General features: G+C 70.7%; 16 protein-coding genes and 1 tRNA gene. 8 read left to right on the forward strand and 9 right to left on the reverse strand.

Features of this window, described 5'->3' with window-relative positions; all coding sequences use genetic code 11:
• Positions 1-18 precede the first annotated feature (18 nt).
• Positions 19-957, reverse strand: coding sequence for a phosphotransferase (locus B7K24_RS06130; protein WP_084129314.1), 939 nt, complete (start codon positions 955-957; stop codon positions 19-21).
• An 84-nt stretch (positions 958-1,041) separates the two neighbouring features.
• Here B7K24_RS06130 and nudC point away from each other — a divergent pair, with 84 nt between their 5' ends.
• Both nudC and B7K24_RS06140 read left to right on the forward strand, forming a co-directional pair.
• Positions 1,042-1,995 (forward strand): NAD(+) diphosphatase, encoded by a 954-nt coding sequence (gene nudC / locus B7K24_RS06135; RefSeq protein ID WP_234986596.1) that lies wholly within the window; start codon positions 1,042-1,044, stop codon positions 1,993-1,995.
• Positions 1,996-2,008: 13 nt separating this feature from the next.
• Positions 2,009-3,991 (forward strand): ATP-dependent helicase, encoded by a 1,983-nt coding sequence (locus B7K24_RS06140; protein ID WP_084129491.1) that lies wholly within the window; start codon positions 2,009-2,011, stop codon positions 3,989-3,991.
• Positions 3,992-4,053: 62 nt separating this feature from the next.
• On the opposite strand, the gene B7K24_RS06145 is transcribed toward B7K24_RS06140, so the two are convergent.
• The 3 genes from B7K24_RS06145 to B7K24_RS06150 form a co-directional block, all read right to left on the reverse strand.
• Positions 4,054-4,902, reverse strand: coding sequence for a hypothetical protein (locus B7K24_RS06145; RefSeq protein ID WP_144268171.1), 849 nt, complete (start codon positions 4,900-4,902; stop codon positions 4,054-4,056).
• Between the two features lie 131 nt (positions 4,903-5,033).
• Positions 5,034-5,192, reverse strand: coding sequence for a DUF5679 domain-containing protein (locus tag B7K24_RS13540; protein ID WP_144268172.1), 159 nt, complete (start codon positions 5,190-5,192; stop codon positions 5,034-5,036).
• A 141-nt stretch (positions 5,193-5,333) separates the two neighbouring features.
• Positions 5,334-6,761: a zinc-dependent metalloprotease gene (locus tag B7K24_RS06150; protein ID WP_084129316.1), complete on the reverse strand. Its 1,428-nt coding sequence runs from the start codon at positions 6,759-6,761 to the stop codon at positions 5,334-5,336.
• Positions 6,762-6,869: 108 nt separating this feature from the next.
• Here B7K24_RS06150 and B7K24_RS06155 point away from each other — a divergent pair, with 108 nt between their 5' ends.
• From B7K24_RS06155 to B7K24_RS06170, 4 genes are all read left to right on the forward strand, one after another.
• Entirely contained in the window at positions 6,870-7,973 is a 1,104-nt protein-coding gene (locus B7K24_RS06155) for a PDZ domain-containing protein (protein WP_234986597.1), read from the forward strand.
• Between the two features lie 48 nt (positions 7,974-8,021).
• On the forward strand, positions 8,022-11,045 hold the full coding sequence (locus B7K24_RS06160; protein ID WP_084129318.1) for a UPF0182 family protein: 3,024 nt from the start codon (positions 8,022-8,024) through the stop codon (positions 11,043-11,045).
• A 45-nt stretch (positions 11,046-11,090) separates the two neighbouring features.
• Positions 11,091-11,164 (forward strand) — tRNA-Met (locus tag B7K24_RS06165).
• Positions 11,165-11,248: 84 nt separating this feature from the next.
• Positions 11,249-12,550 (forward strand): APC family permease, encoded by a 1,302-nt coding sequence (locus B7K24_RS06170; protein WP_200808300.1) that lies wholly within the window; start codon positions 11,249-11,251, stop codon positions 12,548-12,550.
• 10 nt (positions 12,551-12,560) lie between these two features.
• Here the strand turns inward: B7K24_RS06170 and B7K24_RS06175 are convergent, their stop codons facing one another.
• From B7K24_RS06175 to B7K24_RS06185, 3 genes are read right to left on the reverse strand one after another with little or no spacing between them, the layout of a single operon-like run.
• Positions 12,561-12,923 (reverse strand): CrcB family protein, encoded by a 363-nt coding sequence (locus B7K24_RS06175; protein WP_084129319.1) that lies wholly within the window; start codon positions 12,921-12,923, stop codon positions 12,561-12,563.
• A complete protein-coding gene (locus B7K24_RS06180) occupies positions 12,920-13,300 on the reverse strand; it encodes a CrcB family protein (RefSeq protein ID WP_084129320.1) in 381 nt (126 codons plus the stop codon). Before B7K24_RS06180 ends, B7K24_RS06175 begins: the two co-directional genes overlap by 4 nt.
• Positions 13,297-13,791, reverse strand: coding sequence for a DUF2505 domain-containing protein (locus B7K24_RS06185; protein ID WP_084129321.1), 495 nt, complete (start codon positions 13,789-13,791; stop codon positions 13,297-13,299). The genes B7K24_RS06180 and B7K24_RS06185 overlap by 4 nt, the downstream gene beginning before the upstream one ends.
• A gap of 62 nt (positions 13,792-13,853) precedes the next feature.
• Between B7K24_RS06185 and B7K24_RS06190 the strand changes: the two genes are divergently transcribed.
• Positions 13,854-15,299: a sensor histidine kinase gene (locus B7K24_RS06190; RefSeq protein ID WP_084129322.1), complete on the forward strand. Its 1,446-nt coding sequence runs from the start codon at positions 13,854-13,856 to the stop codon at positions 15,297-15,299.
• A gap of 106 nt (positions 15,300-15,405) precedes the next feature.
• On the opposite strand, the gene B7K24_RS06195 is transcribed toward B7K24_RS06190, so the two are convergent.
• A complete protein-coding gene (locus B7K24_RS06195; RefSeq protein ID WP_084129323.1) occupies positions 15,406-15,660 on the reverse strand; it encodes a WhiB family transcriptional regulator in 255 nt (84 codons plus the stop codon).
• Between the two features lie 172 nt (positions 15,661-15,832).
• On the opposite strand from B7K24_RS06195, the gene B7K24_RS06200 reads away from it, so the two are divergent.
• Positions 15,833-16,213 carry a hypothetical protein gene (locus B7K24_RS06200; RefSeq protein WP_084129324.1) on the forward strand — a complete coding sequence of 127 codons (381 nt, stop codon included), beginning with the start codon at positions 15,833-15,835 and terminating at the stop codon, positions 16,211-16,213.
• On the opposite strand, the gene B7K24_RS06205 is transcribed toward B7K24_RS06200, so the two are convergent.
• Positions 16,124-19,111 (reverse strand): FtsK/SpoIIIE domain-containing protein, encoded by a 2,988-nt coding sequence (locus B7K24_RS06205; protein ID WP_144268173.1) that lies wholly within the window; start codon positions 19,109-19,111, stop codon positions 16,124-16,126. The genes B7K24_RS06200 and B7K24_RS06205 overlap by 90 nt on opposite strands.
• Positions 19,112-19,140 lie beyond the last annotated feature (29 nt).

Consider the following 19,140-nt stretch of genomic DNA (forward strand, 5'->3'; position numbering starts at 1 on the left):
CCGTGACGGCGCACGGAACTACTGCGCGGCATCGTCCTGATCGAACAGCATGGTCTCGAGGTCGGCCAGCATGCCCTCGCCGTCGGCGATGACGTCGGCGTTGTCGGTGCGCACCCCGTACATGAGCCACCTGAGCAGCGCCATCTCGGAGGACAGCCGTGCGCGATCCAGCAGATGCGGATCGCGGGTCTCGCGTCGCTTGAGGCGGTAGGCCTCCATGATCGAGTCGAGGATGTCGTCAGGGGCGGCCGCCACCAGCCAGGCGAGGTCGTCGGCGGGGTCGGCGACCCGTGCATCCATCCAGTCGACGATGCCGCGTACCCCATCGCCGCTGACCATGACCTGGTGCTCGCCGAGGTCGCCGTGGACCACGGTGGGCTCGAAGCGCCACCAGGCGACGTTCTCGAGCTGCTGTTCCCACCGGTCGGCAAGACGCGGCGGTACCTTACCCGTCTGCATGCCGGTGTCGAGCTCGGACAGGCGACGCTGGCGGTACTCGTCGGCGTCGTACGTGGGCAGACCCTCGTCCTCGACGAGCGACGGCGGCAACTCGTGGATCTCCGCGATCGCGCGTCCTACACCTGCGGTGAGGCCCGGCCCAGGCTCGAGGCGCGACAACACGAGCGGCGCACCCGCGACCTCCGAGTAGACAATCGCGCGGCCATCGGTGACGGGCTCCATCTGCACCGCACCGCGCGGGCGCGGCACGTCGAACGACAAGAGCCCCGTGTCGTGGGCACGGCCGAGGGCCTTCAGCAGCGAGCGCTCGGCCTCGAGGGCGGCGCCAGCGGCGGCGCGACGCGGGGCGCGCACCACCCATCGGGTCCCTGTGCCGTCCTTGACGATCACGACGTCGAAGTCGGCGTCCGAGTGGGGGCTACGCAGCACGTCGTACACGTCGAGGCCGGGAACGGCGGCCGACGCGAGCGCGGCGAGCGCGAGCGGAGAACGAGGCACGCCCTCACGCTAGGGCCAAAATGGGACGGTCGCCACGCTCCACGCCGCCCAGTCGGCACCCGCGGGTGCCGTAGCGTGGGCCGGGTGACCGTCTCCCCGTACCTCGAGCACCCCCTCTTGATCGACCGGCAGGCGCACCGCCGCGTCGACGTCGACCTGGCGACGACCGATGCCGTGGTCGCCTCCCGCGGCGCCGTCCTCATGCGTGATGGTCGTCTGATGAGGGTGCCGGGCGACGCCATCCGCGACGCTACGCTGCGGGCGTTTCTCGGGCACGAAGGGGGTCGTGGGTCCGGCGGCGAGAGGGACCGAGGTGGCCGCGATGTGGGCCTCGTGGTGCCGACCGATCCCGATGTCGACCTCGCTTCGTGGATTGCGGACGGTGCGACGCTGACGCCGTTGCGCGCCGTGCTCGGCGCGCTGACGGACGACCCCGATGGGCAGGAGGACAGGGAGCTCGCGACCACGGCGGTGGCGTTGGCCGCCTGGCACGACACGCACGGCCGCTGCGCCCGGTGTGGCGAGCCCACGGTCGCGGTACAGGGGGGCTGGGTGCGCCGGTGCGAGGCGGAGCAGCGTGACCACTATCCGCGTACCGATCCCGCCATCATCGTCGCCGTGACGGACGCCGACGAGCGCCTGCTGCTCGCTCACGCGGCCCACTGGTCGGCCGGACGTTTCTCGCACCTGGCGGGCTACGTCGAGCCGGGGGAGAGCTTCGAGCAGGCGGTCCACCGTGAGGTCGCCGAAGAGGTGGGGATCGACGTCGCCGACGTCGCGTACGTCGCGTCGCAGCCCTGGCCGTTCCCGGCCTCGGTCATGGTGGGATTTCGTGCCCGTGCCGCATCGAGCGACCTCACCCCCGATGGCGTCGAGATCACCGAGGCACGGTGGGTGAGCCGTGGCCAGTTCGCCGCGGAGGTGGCCGCCGGCACCCTCGTGCCGCCACCCGTGGGATCGATCGCGAGGGCGCTGCTTGAGGATTGGCTGGGTGCACCGGCCGTGGAGACCGCCCCCGACGATGTCAGCGACACCTGACACCATGGCGTCGATGTCAGCGGACGCAATCCTTGAAGCCCTCGACCCCGAACAGCGCCAGGTCGCGACGGCGTTGCACGGGCCCGTGTGCGTGCTCGCGGGCGCCGGCACGGGCAAGACCCGAGCCATCACGCACCGCATCGCCTACGGCGTGCGCGTCGACGCCTATAACCCACAGTCGGTGCTGGCCGTCACCTTCACCGCCCGTGCCGCAGGGGAGATGCGCCAGCGCCTGCGCGCGCTGGGTGCCCAAGGCGTCCAGGCCCGCACTTTTCACGCCGCGGCGCTGCGGCAGCTGAGCTACTTCTGGCCACAGGTGGTGGGTGGGCAGATCCCCCAGCTCGTCGAGCACAAGGCCCCCCTGGTAGGCCGCGCCGCTCGCGCGGCCGGGCTCCAGCCCGACCGACTCACGGTGCGCGATCTCGCCAGCGAGATCGAGTGGGCCAAGGTTTCCCTGGTCTCGCCCGACGACTACGTACGGGTCACGGCGGACGCGGGACGTCCCGCCCCCGCGGGGGTCGAGCGTCGCCAGGTGGTCGACGTCATGCGCGCCTACGAGGACGCCAAGACCGAGTCCGTCGTGCTCGATTTCGAGGACATCCTGCTGCTGCTGGCGGACATCATCGGCCGCCACGGCGAGGTGGGCGAACAGATCCGGCGCCAGTATCGCCACTTCGTCGTGGACGAGTACCAGGATGTTTCTCCCCTGCAGCAGTTCCTCCTGGAGCAGTGGATGGGGGATCGTCACGAACTGTGCGTCGTGGGCGACCCGGCCCAGACCATCTACTCCTTCGCGGGCGCCAGCCCGCAACACCTGCTCGGCTTCACCCGCACCCACCCCAGCGCGACGGTCGTGCGGCTCGTGCGCGACTATCGCTCCACCCCGCAGGTCGTGAATCTCGCCAACGGACTGATGGTGCAACGCGGCAGCGCCGGTATGGGTGTCGAGTTGGTCTCACAACGCCCCTCGGGTCCCGACCCTCAGTACACCGCCTACGAGGATGATGGTGCCGAGGCGGCGGGAGTCGCCGACCGCATCGGCCGTCTGATGTCGGCGGGCGTTCCCGCCTCGCAGATCGCGGTGCTGTACCGGATGAATACGCAGGCGGAGGCGCTCGAAGACGCGCTGAGCGCACGCGGCATCGGCTACCTGGTGCGCGGTGGTCAGCGCTTCTTTGACCGAGAAGAGGTGCGCAAGGCGATGGTGCTGCTGCGCGGTGCGGCGGTCGCCCCCTCGGATGAACCGCTCGGGTCGCAGGTGCGGTCGGCGTTGGCCGATGCCGGCTGGAGCGAGGAGCCGCCTGCCGCGCGCGGCGCGGTGCGGGAGCGCTGGGATTCGCTGCAGAGCCTCGCCCAACTCGCCGACGACCTCGACGAGGACGCCGGCGGAGCGATGACGATGCGCGAGTTCGTCGAGCACATGGTGGAGCGGGCCCAGGCCCAGCACGCCCCGGCCGTCGAGGGCGTCACCCTCACCACGATGCACGCCGCGAAGGGACTCGAATGGGACGCGGTCTTCGTGGTCGGGTGCTCGGAGGGCCTGCTCCCGGTCAAGATGGCGGAAACCGCGGAGGCGATCGAGGAGGAGCGCCGGCTTCTCTATGTGGCCATCACCCGCGCTCGCGAGCATCTGGCGCTGAGCTTCGCTCGCGCGCGCAAGGAGGGCGGCCGCGCCACCCGCAAACGCACGCGCTTCCTCGACCGATGGTGGCCCGACGGTGCCCGCCCGAAGCCGCGCCGCGCCGCCGCCAAGGACGCGCTGGGGGACCTCGACGCCGAGCAGCTGCGGCTCTACGAGGCGCTCAAGGCATGGCGCCTGGCCGTCGCGCAGGCGGCCTCCAAGCCGGCCTTTACGGTCCTCGTCGACACGACGCTCGTCGACATCGCACGCTCCCGGCCGGGCACGCGCGCCGAGCTGGCCGCGATCCGCGGGATCGGGGCGTCGAAGCTTGAGGCCTACGGGCAGCAGGTGCTCGAGGTGGTTGCCGAGCACTGACAGGCGTATGCCGGCCGCATCACGTTCGGACGTCGTCACACCCGAGGCGGGCGCGGACGCCGTCACCCCCGAGGCATGCGCGCCCTCCTCGCCCCCAGGACGTCGCCCACGGGACCCGAGGCGCCACATCGGCATGCGGAGTGAGGGCGCGGAGTCGACGAGGACATCGTGCCGTCATCGCTGATGCGCCACGCGACGGCGCCGCCATGGATGCATGCATGCGCGGCCAGCGCCGCCGCCGTCGACGCCACGCGGGGCTCGACGCGGGGAGGGTGAGCGCCGATGACGGGAGCGAGGTCCACCCAAGCGGGGTCCGCATCGGCTGCGTGAAGGGCCGCGCAGGTGCTACAGGGTGTGACGCCGGGCGTGATCACGTGACTGACCGTGACGCCGCCGTCATCGGTGAGCACGGCGACGTGGGGCTGGTCGCGTGCGAGCAGCGCCGTGGCCAGCGGGGGAGCGCTCACGCACGCGACGAGCACGTCGATGTCGCTCGGCCCCTCCGCCGGTAACAGGCGCGCGCGCGGATGGGCGGCGCGTAGCGCGCGGATGGCGTGCCACGAGGCCGTGGTGCCATCGGGCAAGGGTGCGTGATCAGGCGCGAAACCCACGGTTGCGTCCATACGCGCGGCGGCCGCCGCGATGGCGACCGCGAACGTCCCCGTGTGGTGAACCCGCACCCTCACGGGTGTGGGCGGCGCCGCCTCAAGCAGTCCGCCCTCGCTGAGACGCTGGAGGAGCGCACCATGGCGACGCCGGTCGTCCGCGCCGATCGTTCCGCCCACGGCGAGGGTCGCGAGGAGGGTTTCAACCTCGGCGCTGGCGTGCGCCACCACCACCGGTCGCGTCCATCCCACCTGGACCCCGCCGTCCGGTCGCGGCAGGACGGGCACTCCCTGACGCAGTCTCATGCCGCCAGCGTGGCATCTGCGGTGACGCCCACCAGGGTTGTCCACAGGATGCGGGGCACCCCCGGCACCAATGACGACGGCCCGCCCCCTCGCGGGGACGGGCCGTCGTGAAACCTGTGCGGTGAGGCGAGTTACGCCTTGCCGAGGATGCGGTTGAGCTTGGTGCCGCACTCGGGGCACACGGCCTTCGCCATGCGGCGGCCGTTCTCGGAAACCACTACGTCACCCTCGGTGGTGCGCTTGTCCTTGCACTTCACGCAGTAGAACTCGCCAGCGTACTTGTCGGCCATTCGGCTTCTCCTTCTCTTCTTCGCACGCCACAACAATGGCGCGCACGGTGGTGGCCACGAGGGCCGATCAGGACCCAGCGTAGACGGGGACGGCACATTTGCCGCACAGGCGGACCGCCCCGTGTCGCCGCCGGGCCAGGTTCAGGGGCGCTCGTCGTCTCCCGGAGGCTCCGGAGCGTCGTCGTCGGGGGTGGTGTCGCCGGCCGTGGGATCGCCGGTGGTCGCGCCGCTGAGGAACGCCTCCAGCTCGCGGTCCATGTCGTCGCCGTCGGTGCCACCGGACACCCACCGCTTGACCCACGCGGTGCGGTCGTCAAGGTCTGCGCCCGTGGGCAACAGGTCAGGGTGGGACCACACCCGGTCACGGGACTCAGGGCCCGCGGCCAGCGTGACCTCGCGCCACAGGGATGCCGCCTCGCGCATGCGACGTGGGCGAAGCTCCAACCCGAGCAACGTCTTGAACGCGTCCTCGGCGGGACCGCCCGCCGCACGGCGGCGGCGAAGCATCTCGCTGAGCTGACCGATCGACGACAGGTGGGGTGCGGCGGCCCGCAGCGAGATCTCGTCGACCCACCCCTCGATGAGTGCGAGCAGCGTCTCGATCGAGGCGAGGGTCTCGTGCTGTTCGTCCGAGTGTCGCGGGCTGAAGATGCCCTGAGTGAGGGCGGCCTGGAGTTTGGCGGGATCGGCGACTCCGATGTCCGCCACGGCCTCGTCGAGCGCCTCGACGTCGATCGTGATGGCGGCGGCGTAACGCTCGATGAGATTGTGCAGGTGTCCGGGTAGCCACGCGGCCGCGGCAAACAGGCGCACGTGGGCGGCTTCGCGCAGCGCGAGGAAGGTCAGCACCTCGTCGTTCGGGATGTCGAGGCCGGAGGCAAACTCCGCGATGACGCTCGGGACGAGGGTGACACGCGGCTCGGCAAGGAGCGGGAAGCCCAAGTCGGTGACGCCGAAGGTTTCGCGGGCGGCCTGGCCGGCGGCCTGACCCATGTGCATGCCGCACACGGTCGGGCTGATCGACTGGACCAACGCGCCGGCTTCGGCCCCGTCGAGGCCCATCGCCTCGATCGCCGACCCGGTGCCGTCCTCGCCGCGGAGGATCGACGTCAGCGCTCGCGACACGCTCACGGCCACGGGACCGGCGATGACACGCCACGTCGGAAGCGTCGCCTCGACCCACTCCGCGCGGCTGATGACCTGAGGGTCTCTGCCCGTGGGGTTGAAGTCCGTGGCGGCGTCGAGCCACAGCTGCGCACGCGAGATCGCCGCGCGGTGTTCCTGCGCCACCTGGGACGTGACGGTGGGGTCGCCGCCCTGCGCCGCGACGCCGCGCGCCACGTCGTGCGCGAGGGTCCAGTTGACGTCCTGGCCCTGCGACTGCGAGACCAGCGAACGAATCTGAGACAGGACGTGATCCATCATGGCGGGGTTCTCGAGCATGCCGGATGCCTGTGCGAGGGCACTGGGATCCATCCCCATACGCTCGAGTTCGGCGAGGGCGGCATCCGCGTCGTCGCCAAACAACTCGCGCAACAGGCGCATCCACGGGGTGTTCTCGTCGCTCACGCACTCTCCTGGGGTCGCGACTCTCGCGCACCTCGCGAGCGTCGAGTCCACGGTAACGCTCAGGGGGGTGACTTGGGGGAGACGTTCGCTATGAGCAATGATGGGCCGGTGACGACCGCGCCGGACCCCTTCGCTTCCGTCGAGACCGATGCCGACCCGGCCTCGCGACGCGATCTGACGCTTGCGATCGCGGGCCTTGGCGCCGCGATCCTCTTGGCATTGCTGTCGATCCTGCCTGCGCGCTTCGCGATCGGTATGCCGGGACCCACCTTCGACACGCTCGGGACGGACGACGATGGAGCGGCGCTCGTGGAGATCGCCGGGGCACCCACGTACGACGCGTCGGGCGAGTTGCGGCTCACCACCGTCTCGGTGGCGCGCGGCTCGTCGACGTGGTTCTCGCTGGGCCAGGTGCTGCGCGGGTGGATCGCCGACGACCGCTATGTCCAGCCCGAAGAGGCGGTCCTCGGCGATCCCGACGACCGCGACGAGGTGGAGCAGCAGTCGCAGGATCAATGGGTGACATCGCAGGAGTCGGCGACGGTCGCGGCGCTCACCGCGCTCGGTGAAGACGTGCCGGCCACCATCGAGGTTGCGGCGCTCACGGACTCGACGTACGCCGAGGGGCTCCTCGAGCCCGGCGACATGATCACGGCCGTCGACGGGGTCTCCATCGATTCCTACACGGATCTCTTCGACCAGCTCGATGCGCTCGCGCCTGGTGATGACGTCACCGTGACCGTCGACCGTGACGGCAATAGTGTCGATGCGACGTTCGCCACTCTCGATGACGGCACCGGGAACGCCGTGATGGGGATATACGTCGAGCCCACCTTCGACATGCCCATCGACGTCACCGTCCAGATCGACAAGGTCGGAGGACCCTCGGCGGGGCTCATGTTCTCGCTGGCGATCATGGACAAGCTCACCGAAGTCGACGAGCTCGGGGGTGCCCACGTGGCAGGTACAGGCGCCATCAGTGCCGACGGCGATGTCGAGCCGATCGGCGGGATTCGCATGAAGATGCATGGCGCCCGCGATGCCGGCGCAGACTGGTTCCTGGCACCCGTCGAAAACTGCGACGAGGTCGTGGGGAACATCCCGGACGGCCTGGACGTCTTTGCGGTGGACGACCTCGACGATGGCTACGCCGCCATCGAGGCGATCGGTGCGGGTGATACCTCGCAATTGGCCACCTGCACCGCTCCCTGATTACGCTGGACCCCACCCCGCCGCCGCTGACGAGCAAGGACACCATCCGTGACGTTCGACGACCGACCCGACCGACCGCAACGCCCCGCGTCGCCGGTCCCACCCAAGCGCCGATCGCCGCTGCTGATCGCCGGTATTGCCGTCGCCATCCTGGTGGTCGCGACCGTGATCGCCGCCAACATCTGGACCGAGATCGCCTGGTATCAGCAGGTCGGCTTCACCGGCATCCTGTGGACGCAATGGATCGCACGCATCGTGCTGTTCGCCGTATTCGCGGTGCTCGCGGGAGGCGCGGTCTTCCTCTCGCTGTGGGTCGCCAAGCGTGTGCGTCCCGCGACGGGGGCGCGCCGCGGCGCGCTTGATCAGTACCGCGAGCAGATCGCGCCCATCGAGCGCGGCATCATGATCGCCTTGCCGATCTTTGTGGGCATCGTCGCCGGCTTCGCGATGGCGGCACGCTGGCAGGACACCCTCGCGTGGCTCAACCACACGTCGTTCGGCGAGGTCGACCCGGAATTCGGGCTGGACCTGTCCTTCTACGTCTTTACCCTGCCCATCCTTCAGGCGTTCGTGGGCTTCTGGCTCGTCATCACGATCCTGTGCACGCTCCTGGCCGCTTTCGTGCACCTCCTGTACGGAGGTATCTCCGGCGGCGGCCGCGAGTTCGTCGCCTCCGGAGGCGCGCGCATCCAGCTCGCGGTGTCGGGACTGCTGGTGATGCTGGGCATCGCCGCCAACTACTGGCTCGACCGCTACGCCCTCCTCAACGAGTCAACGGGCGAGTACTACGGCGCGCTGTACACGGACATCAACGCCATTTTGCCGGCCAAGGGCATTTTGTTTGGCATCGCGCTCCTGGTGGGCCTGCTGTTCCTCGCCGTCATCTGGCGCGGAGACTGGCGTATCCCCGCCGTGGGCGTCTCCCTGATGGTCCTGTCCGCGCTCGTCGTCGGGGGTGTCTACCCGGCGATCGTGCAGAACTTCCAGGTGAACCCGAACGCGCAGGACCTCGAGGCTGAGTACATCCAGCGCAACATCGACGCGACCCTGGCGGCCTACGGGCTCGAGCATGTCGAGCCTACGTCGTACGACGCGACCACCGAGGCATCGGCCGAGGCCTTGCGTGCCGACGCCGAGACCACCGCGCAGATTCGCCTGCTGGACCCCAACATCGTGTCCCCGGCGTTCCAGCAGCTCCAGCAGAACAAGCAGTACTACAACTTCACTGACGAGCTTGCGGTGGACCGTTACGAGCTCGACGGCGAGATGAACGACACCGTCATCGCCGTCCGTGAACTCGACCTCGACGGCCTCGGTGCCGAGAACCGCAACTGGGTCAACGACCACACGGTGTACACCCACGGCTTCGGCGTCGTTGCGGCATACGGCAACCGGACCACATCCGATGGCCAGCCCGCGTTCTTCCAGGGCGGCATCCCGTCCACCGGAGACCTGGGCGAATACGAACCGCGCATCTACTTCGGTCAGACGCTGCCCGACTACTCGATCGTCGGGGCCCCCGAGGGCACCTCCCCTTGGGAACTCGACTACCCGGACGACGACTCCACCACCGGCCAGGTCAACACGACCTACGACGGTGAGGGCGGACCGAGCATCGGCAGCATCGCCGAGAAGATCCTCTACGCCATCAAGTTTGGCGAGGAGCAGATCCTGTTCTCGGATCGCGTGACCTCCGAGTCGCAGATTCTGTATCACCGCGACCCGCTCGACCGCGTTGCACGCGTGGCGCCGTACCTCGAGCTCGACTCCACCACCTACCCCGCGGTCGTTGATAACCGCGTGGTGTGGGTCGTCGACGGCTACACGACGACCGACAGCTACCCCTACGCCTCCCCGCTGCAGTCGAGCACGCTGTTCGCCGACTCGGAGGGCTCGCCGCTGCCGACTGTGCTGAACTACATGCGCAACTCGGTCAAGGCGACGGTCGACGCATACGACGGCTCGGTCACGCTGTACGCGTGGGACGAGTCGGACCCGCTGCTGCAGACCTGGCAGAACGTGTACCCCACGAACATCCAGCCCATTTCGGAGATCTCGGGTGACCTAATGAGCCACCTGCGCTACCCCGAGGAGCTGTTCCAGGTGCAGCGCCACCAGCTGCAGCGCTACCACGTGACCGATGCCTCGGCCTTCTACTCCGGCCAGGACACCTGGACGCTCCCGAACGACCCGACCGTGGGCGAGACCACCCTGCAGCCGCCGTACTACCTCACCCTGCAGATGCCCGGTCAGGACGAGCCGTCGTTCTCGCTGTACAGCTCGTACATCCCCGGTGGTGAGACCGACCGCAACATCCTTACCGGCTACCTTGCGGTGGACTCGGAGACGGGCAACGCGGATGGCGAGGTCGCGGAGGGCTACGGCAAGCTGCGGCTGCTGGAGTTGCCGCGCGACACCACTATCCCCGGCCCCGGTCAGGTGCAGAACAACTTCAACGCAGACTCGGACGCGCAGACGACGCTGAACCTGCTGCGCCAGGGTGACTCCGATGTGGTCAACGGCAACCTGCTGACCCTGCCCGTCGGTGGCGGACTGCTGTACGTCCAGCCGGTGTATGTGCAGTCCTCCGAGGGCACGCGCGTGCCCCTGCTGCGCAAGGTGTTCGTGTCCTTCGGTGAGGAGATCGGCTTCGCCGACACCCTCCAGGAGGCGCTCGACCAGGTCTTCGGTCCGGGTGCCGCGCCGGAGGTCGACGAGGCCGAGACCATCACGGACGAGGGTGAGGTCACTGACGAGGCCGACGTGGACACGGGCGCAACGCCCACGCCGACGCCGACGACGTCCTCCACTCCCGAGCCCACCAACACCGCGACGACGCAGCCCGAGCCGGAGCCCACGCAGACCGGCACCGATGACCGTGACATCGCCACGGCGCAGGCCGACCTCGAGGCCGCCCTCGCCGACGCGCAGCAGGCGCTGCAAGACGGTGAGGCCGCCCTCGCCGATGGCGACTTCGCGGCTTACGGTGAGGCGCAGGACGACCTCGCCGCAGCGCTCGAGGCGGCCGTCGCCGCCGATGACCGCATCACCGAGATCCAGGCCGCCGAGTAGGCGATTTGGAGCATCACCCCGCGTCGGGTAGAGTAATCAAGCCGACGCGGGGTGGAGCAGTTCGGTAGCTCGCCGGGCTCATAACCCGGAGGTCGCAGGTTCAAATCCTGTCCCCGCTACGAGAAAACGAAGGCCCGGACCATATGGTCCGGGCCTTCGTCGTTTCCTGGCAAGGCGGCCCCGCCGCCCGGTAGTGTCGCCGCGTGACGACCGCCCGCCGCATCGGCCTCCTGTCCGCCACCGGCATCGGCGTCGGTTCCATGTTGGGCGCGGGAGTGTTTTCCGACATGTGGGTCGAGGTGCTCGCCGCAGGGCGGTGGGCGATGGCTGCCGTCGCCGGCGCTGCCATCGTCGCGCTCCTCAACGCGTTGTCCACGGCGCAGCTGGCGGCGCGCTACCCGGTGGCGGGAGGCGCATATGCCTACGGCCGCGCCGAGCTGGGTCCCTTCGCTGGACACGTGGCCGGGGCGGCCTTTGTCGTAGGCAAGACGGTCTCGGTCGCGGTGGGCGCCACCGTGCTGGGCGCCTCCGTGTTGCCAGGACACGTCCAGGGCATCGCGACGGCGGCGATCGTGGCCGCGTGGGCGCTCAATGCGGGGGGGATCACCCGCACCGCTCGCGGGGCCACTCTCATCGCGATCATCGTGGTCGCCGCGTTGGTCGTGATCGTGGCGCTGTCGCTGACCGGGACGCCCGAGGATGCGGGCCCGCCTGTGTCGGTGCTCGCGGCCGATGCCGGACCCACCATGACGTTTCTTGTCGCCGTGGCTGCGTGTTTCTTCGCCTTCGCCGGCTATGCGCGCATTGCGACGCTGGGCGAGGAGGTGGAGGCGCCGGCGAGAACCATCCCGCGCGCGATCCTGTTTGCGCTGGCAGTGGTCGTCTCGCTGTACCTGGTGGTGGCGGCGGCCCTCTCCCGCCTTGGCGCCGATCGCCTGGTGCCCGCGGCTCGTCGCGACGGCGATGTCATCGTGGCGTCCGGACCGGCCGCACCCATCGAGCAACTGGCCCGCATGGGAGGCGTGCCTGTGGTTGTGGCGACGGTGGTGGCAGCCCTGAGCGTGGGAGGCGCGATGCTCGCGGTGATGGCGGGCGCGGGCCGCACCGCCATGGCCATGGCCCGCGAGGGTGACCTCCCGCGGGTGCTCGCCGCGACGGGGGCGTCGGCCGCCCCGTGGCGCGCCGAGGCCGTCGTCGGCGCGTGCGCCGTCGCGCTCGTGTGGACCGAAGGAGCCAGCCTCGTGCTGGTCTCCGCTGCGAGCGTGCTGCTGTACTACGCCGTGGCGAACCTGGCCGCAGTCAGCCAGCGCCGTGGGGGTCGCACCGCGGGTCTCGCGATACCCGCGACGCTGTCGGTCGTGGGGCTGGTGTGCTCGCTGGGACTGGCCGTCGTCGCTCTCGTGGGAGCGGGCGACGCGGTGTGGCCCGCCCTGCTCGTCGGCCTCGCCGTCATAGCCTGGCCCGCGGTAGCGGCCGCGAGGCGCCGTCCGCGCGCAACCTTCTAGGACGGCAACGTCAGCCGAGGGTGGACGTCGCCGTCCATCCGGCCCACGCCGCGGCGACACCGGCGGCACACGTCAGCGCGAGGTAGGCGACTGCGCGGCCTCGCTCTCCCGCCTCCCACAGGTGCGCCGCGTCTACCGCGAGCGTCGAGAAGGTCGACAACCCACCGCCCACCCCGGTCCCCAGCACGAGCATGAGGCCCGCGGGTGCGTCGGGGATACCGGCCACCGCCCCGACGAGAGCGCACGCCAGGGTGTTGGCGGCGATGGTGTGCCAGGCGAGGTTCTCTCCGGTCACGCGCTGTGCGAGCAGGTGGCGCACGACGGCGCCGACCCCGCAGCCGACGACGGCGCCGACAGCCAGCACGACGCTCATGCGGCCGCTCCGGCGCGCGCGATGGCCCAGCGTCGAGAGACTACGGCCGCGACCACGGTCGCCACGACCGTGACGGCGAGAAGCGCGATCGACGCGCCAGCGCCCGCGCCGGAGGTCCACTGCAGCGCCGCGACAGAAGAAAAGGTAGTGAACCCACCCAGGACGCCGGTGGCGACAAAGGGACGCCACCAGCGGCTGCCCCGCACGTTGAGGTGGCCGTCGATTGCGCCCAACGCCGCCGAGCCCACGATGTTGATAGCCACGAGATCCCAGGGCATACCCGCCGCGGCGGGGAGAACGGCGTCGATGCCGATGCGTGCCGCACCGCCGAGCATGCCGCCCACGAAGACGAGCAGGACGGGGTGGCGCAGCGTCACCGAGCGGCCAGCCAGGCGTCCGCGTCGGCGAGCTCGGCCTTGATGCCCTCGAGCACCGCGTTGTGCACGGCCTTGGCGATGATCGCGCCAAAGAGCGGCACCTTGACCGACACGTTCCCCTCGACGCCAAAGACCGAGCCGGTACCGTCGGGGGTGAGGTCGAGCCTGCCGGAGGCGTGGCCCGGCGCACCCATGATCTCCACCGCGAACGTCGCGTGGCGGCCGGCGCCCGCCGGCGCCTGCCAGGCTTCCGTGTACTTCACCGTGAGTGTGGAGCCCACGAAGCCGCGAAACTCCTGCGGAATGGTGGTGGAGGGGATCGTGCGCCTGATCGAGACCGAGAAGGCCTCGTCCGCACGGCCCGTGACGATGGCGCCGCCGTCGTGGGCTCCGCCGGTCGCGCCACGCATGTGCGCGAACGACTCGTCCGCGAGCATCGCGATGACCTCGTCGACGCTCGCGTCGAACCGGTGCGTGTGTGTGATCTCCATGCGAACCCTTCGACGGTGAGACCCAGGCTACCGCGACCCCTGTGGCCACTTAGGCTAGGGGCGTGGCGACACTCAGAGAGACGGCAGAGAAGTACGGACCCCTGTCCGAGGCAGAGGCAGAGTGGCTCGCCTTGCTGACGGCCGAGTGGCAGATCATCGCGGACCTGTCGTTTGCGGACCTGGTGATGTGGCGCAAGGTCGACGACGGCTTCGTGGCGGTCGCCCAGTGCCGCCCGTCGACGGGACCCACCGTGCACCAGGACGACGTCGTGGGGACGATGGCGGCCGCGGGCCGTATTGCCCACCTGCAGCGCGCGCTCGACGAGGGTGGGATCACCGCCTCGCGTGAGCCCCGCTGGGACGAGACGTATGCGGTGCGCGAAGATGCTCTCCCCATCGTGATGGACGGACGCCCCGTGGGCGTCCTCACGCGCGAGGTGTCCCAGGCGGTGTCGCGCTCCTCGAGCCGCCTCGAACTGAATTACAAGGGTGCCGCGGACGATCTACTTCACATGATCACGCGCGGCGAGTTCCCCACACAGATGTCGGTGACCGGCTCGCGCCGCGGAGCGCCGCGCGTCGGCGATGGAGTCCTGCGCCTGGACGCCGCGGGCCACGTCACCTACGCAAGCCCCAACGCCTTGTCCTGCTTCCACCGCCTTGGCGTGACCGGATCGCTCATGAACAGGTCACTGCCGCGCGTGACGAGCGAGCTCGTGACCGACAAGGGCCACATCGACGAGACCCTCGCGATGGTCGTCATGGGGCGCGCCCCATGGCGTGCGGATGTCGAGGCCAACGGCGCCACGTTGTCCCTGCGTGCCATCCCGGTGACGGAGTACGGGGAGCGCATCGGCGCCGTGTTGCTGTGCCGCGATGTCTCGGAGCTCAGGCGCCGCGAGCGCGAGCTCATCACCAAGGACGCGACCATTCGCGAGATCCACCACCGCGTGAAGAACAACCTCCAGACGGTCGCGGCGCTGCTGCGCCTCCAGTCGCGGCGCGTGCAGGCGCCCGAGGCGAAGGAGGCGCTCGCGGAGGCGATGCGTCGCGTCTCCACGATTGCGCTGGTGCACGAGACGCTGTCGGGCACGCTCGACGAACTGGTGAATTTTGACGACCTGGCGGCGCGGTCGATGCGGATGGCGGCCGAGGTCGCATCGCCAGGTGTGCAGGTGAAACTGCTGCGCGAGGGCGACTTCGGTTTGATCCCCGCGCAGTACGCCTCGTCGTTGGCGCTCGTGATGACCGAGCTGGTCACGAACGCGGTCGAGCACGGCTTCGAGGGACGCGAGCACGGCATCATCATCGTGACAGCCGAGCGTACGGACGAGTCCCGTCTCCGGGTCGTCATCGCCGATGACGGTAAGGGCCTGAGCGCCGAGCCGTCTGGCCTGGGATCGCAGATTGTGCGCACCCTCGTCGAGAATGAGCTCGGTGGCGAAATCCAGTGGCGGCGTACTGACACCGGATCCGCCGTGGACCTCCACGTGCAGGTGGGCGAATAGCGCACCGCGCGTGGCCGGCGTCCGCCGGGGGCATGGACCCGGCGCTGCCGTGACACGACAACGGCGCCGCAGCGGTGAGCTGCGGCGCCGTGGAAGCGTGGTCGCGTTACTTCGCGGCGCGACGGGCGCGAGCGGCGCGGCGCTTCAGCGAGCGGCGCTCGTCCTCGGATAGGCCGCCCCAGACGCCCGAGTCCTGGTTGTGCTCCATCGCCCATTGCAGGCAGGTGTCGCGGACCTCACACGTGGTGCAGACGGCCTTGGCCTTTTCGATCTGCACGAGAGCGGGCCCGGTGTTGCCGACGGGGAAGAACAGTTCCGGGTCGTCGACGTCGAGGCATGCAGCGCGGTCGCGCCAGTCCATGTGGACCTCCTAGGGTTGTGGAGGCATGGCAAAGCCCGCCTAGGGTGAGGGGGTTCATGCCGCTGCCATCGCGAAATGTCACTGTTTCAAGTTTCCCATTGTTAACAACAGATGACAAGACCCTAATTTTGTGTGGTGGGTCACGTTCGACACGCTCGTTAGGGTGGGGGCCATGACGCGTGAGAGCCCCTTGTCATCGGCGCCAACGCGCCCGGTCGCCGCGATCGTGATGGCCCTTGAAGCGGTCGCATTGGCCGCGGGCGCCGTCGCGTACGCGTGGCACGGGATCGCGGGCTCGGACGACCCCGCGCTGACCTGGTCGCTCGTCGTGATGCTCGCCGTCCTTGCGGTGCCCCTTGCTGCAGCCGCGGCGGCCGTGAGCAAGGGACGGCGATGGGGGCGGTCCTACGGGATCATGTGGCAGGTCCTGCAACTCGCGGCGGGCTGGTACCTGCTGGAGGTGTCAACCGCTGGGGCCGTCGCCACGATGGTGAGTGCCGTGGTTGCCGGCGCCGCGTTGATCCTCGAGACGCGCGCCGATCCCCAGATCTGACGGCAACTGCACCGCCGCCGCGCGCCGCGCCGCGATGACCGCGACCCTGCCGGGCACGGGCGGGTGGTCCACGACGCCCGCATGATCGAGCGGCGCGAGCATCCTGACGAGGCGCGAGGTGGGCTCCTGGAGCACCAGCGTCGCCTCGTGAGGCGCGAGGTGAGGGGAGTCGGCCTCGCGGGCGTGGGGCCCGATCGATGCCGCGATCGCATGGCGACGAAGCCCCGCGGGCCCGACTACGGTCACCGGCGCGCCAGGCGCGGCCCAGGCCGCCGCGTCGTCACCGCCCACGCCCCACGCCCCGGAGCGGTGCAGCGCGTCGCCTACGTCGCGCGGTAGCGGGCGCACCAGGCAGCGCGCCGCCGGGGCCGCATCGGCCGTCGCGAGCTGGACGAGGCACCCCCCTTCGGCCCGGACGAGCCAGGCGCGACCGGGCACGTTCCCGAGGTTCACGTCGCGAGGAACCGACCATGCCTGGGCCTGCCCGGGGGCGCATGGCGCCATGACCGCAGTGAGCGCTGCGCCACGGGCCAGCCGGGTCGAGGCCTGCGGCCCGCCCGCCAGCACGGTCGGATGCCCCAGCGTCCCGCGGGCGAGGAGGGCCTCCACCGCCGCGCCGTCGTCGACGGGGGCCAGCCGTGCGAGGGCACCCTCGGCGTCGTCGACGATGAGCAGGTGGGCGGGATCCACCGCCAGGGAGAGCGTCCGCGCCGCCTCACGGGGGTCCTGCGGGAGACGAATGGGCGTCATGCCGTGAGTGGCCGCCTCGCGCATGAGGGAGGCCAGCACGGCGTCCCTCGCGCTCCCGGGGGAGCCGACGATGACCAGCGGGCCCGATGCAGGGCGCCACAGCACCGGCATAAGGCGGCGTTCCTCGGGCAGGTCTGCGAGGGCGACGACGAGGCAAGCTTCGGTCGCGCCCCTGTCTGGAGGCGCAGCGGGGCGCGGATGGAGGTCGGCGGCATCGAGGCGGTCGGGCAGCGGCGCCTGCCACAGCGGCGCCGGGCGCGGGTGCCCGGCCCAACTCTCGTGCGCCAGGTCGGCCAGGGGCGTGCCGGGCGGCACCGCCGCACCTGTCGAGACCACCGCGGGTGAGCGCTGCGCATCGGGCGAGGCTGTCTGGATCTCCTCGATCCCGCCCGCGCGTGCCAGCAAGGCGCGGCCCGGGGTGTCGCGGGGGATGGTGGCGGCGTCTGGCCTGCCCACGAGGTCGCGCGACTCCGCGTCGGACACCACCCGCAACGCGAGCGTGGTCGCGACGTTCGCGCGGACCACCGGTGTCACCGCTCCCGCCGGACGCTGGGTCGCCAACACCAGGTGCAGCCCCAGCGACCTCCCCTGCGCCGCGAGTCGTGCCATGTCCGGCACGAAGTCGGGCGCAACGGACGCGACCTCTTGGTATTCGTCGATGACGACGAGGAGCCGGCAGGGGGCGTCACCGGCCGCCTCCCAGTCGTGCCACGAGGTCAGCCCCCGGTCGCGCAGGGCGGCCTTGCGAGCGTCGAGCTCGGCGGCGATTCCTGTGAGAGCGCGCTGCGCGAGGGGGCCGTCCAGGTCGGTCAGGGTCGCGCTGACGTGGGGAAGCTCCATGCATCCGGCAAGGCCCGCCCCACCCTTGAAGTCGACCAACGCGATCGACAGGTCCGCAGGCCCGTAGTCATGCGCCAGCGACGTGACAAGCGTCTCGAGCGCGACGGACTTGCCCGAGCCCGTCGTGCCGGCGACGAGGAGGTGCGGCCCGTCACGGTCGAGGTCGATCGTGACGGGTCCGTCGTGGCCGATACCGAGCGTGGCGGTGAGCGAGCGTGCCAGGCCGACCGCGCGCGGCCCGGTGCTCTGGGTGCCCGCGGCCTCGCGCAGGTCGCCCCATCTGACGGTGCGGGGGAGGGCGTCGGCTGGCGCGTGGCCGGCGGCGCGCCGGGCAGCGGCGTCGGCCACGTGGGCGCTCACCGACAGCGGCGGTCGCGTGCACGTGCTCGCGCCGGCGCGCTCGCGGACGGCGGCCTCGCCCACGTCGACCGTGGCCTGGGCCCATGACGGCGCCTCATCGCGTGGTCCCACCAGGGCCACGCGGTCCTCGGCGGTGGGTGGCTCGAGCCAGCGCATCCAGGACTCGTACGTGACGCCGTCGAGCCGCCGGCCGCGGTCGAGGGCCACTGCACGGGCGTATCCCGCGGGCCACATCCCCCGTCCGCGGATGGCGAGTCTGCCTGGGGGCGTGCGCGCGGGCTCGGCGCGCCGCTCGCGCCGCCGCCGGCGGTAACGCGCCACGACCGCGGGGCTCATCACTGCGGCGCCGGCGACGAGCATGAGCGCCGCAAGCCACCACCGCCCCGTGATCGCCCCGATCACGAGGCCGCTCATGACGCTGCCCGCCAGCACGGTCCAAGGCATTCGCGCCGTGCGGACGTCCTCGGTTGACTCCTCATCGGTGGAGGCTCCCGTCACGATGAAGACGCTGCGGCCCGCGGCCACGGTCGTCGTGCCGTCGGCGACCGTGCGGCGGGTCCCGTTTGTCGAGCCCCGGTCGCGTACCCGGACTCGTCCGCCGGGCATCACGCTGAAGTGGTGGGCCGACAGCGCGGGGTCGGCGACGGCGAGCCCGCTCGCGCGGTCCCTGCCCACGGTGAGGCCTTCGTGATCGACACGGGCGCGCACGCCCGCATCGGGCCCCCGCACGGCCTCGATCGTCACGTCGCCGGCGCGCGCCAGCGTGCCGCGCGCGGCCGCAGTCAGCCGCGCGCCGTGGACGAGCGGTGGCACCCCGGCGGGGTGGTCCGGCGCCAAGCGCTGGTCGCCGCACCACACCTCGGTGACCCCCAACGCGCGAGCGATGTCCCTCGCGGCGGCCCCGGGGCGCACCTCGTAGTCACGGTCATGGTCGTCGGAGACTCTCACGCCACGACCCTGCAGGGCTCCGCGCCGCC

Origin of the sequence: Demequina sp. NBRC 110055 (assembly GCF_002090135.1) — a bacterium.
In the GTDB taxonomy this organism is placed as follows: domain Bacteria; phylum Actinomycetota; class Actinomycetes; order Actinomycetales; family Demequinaceae; genus Demequina.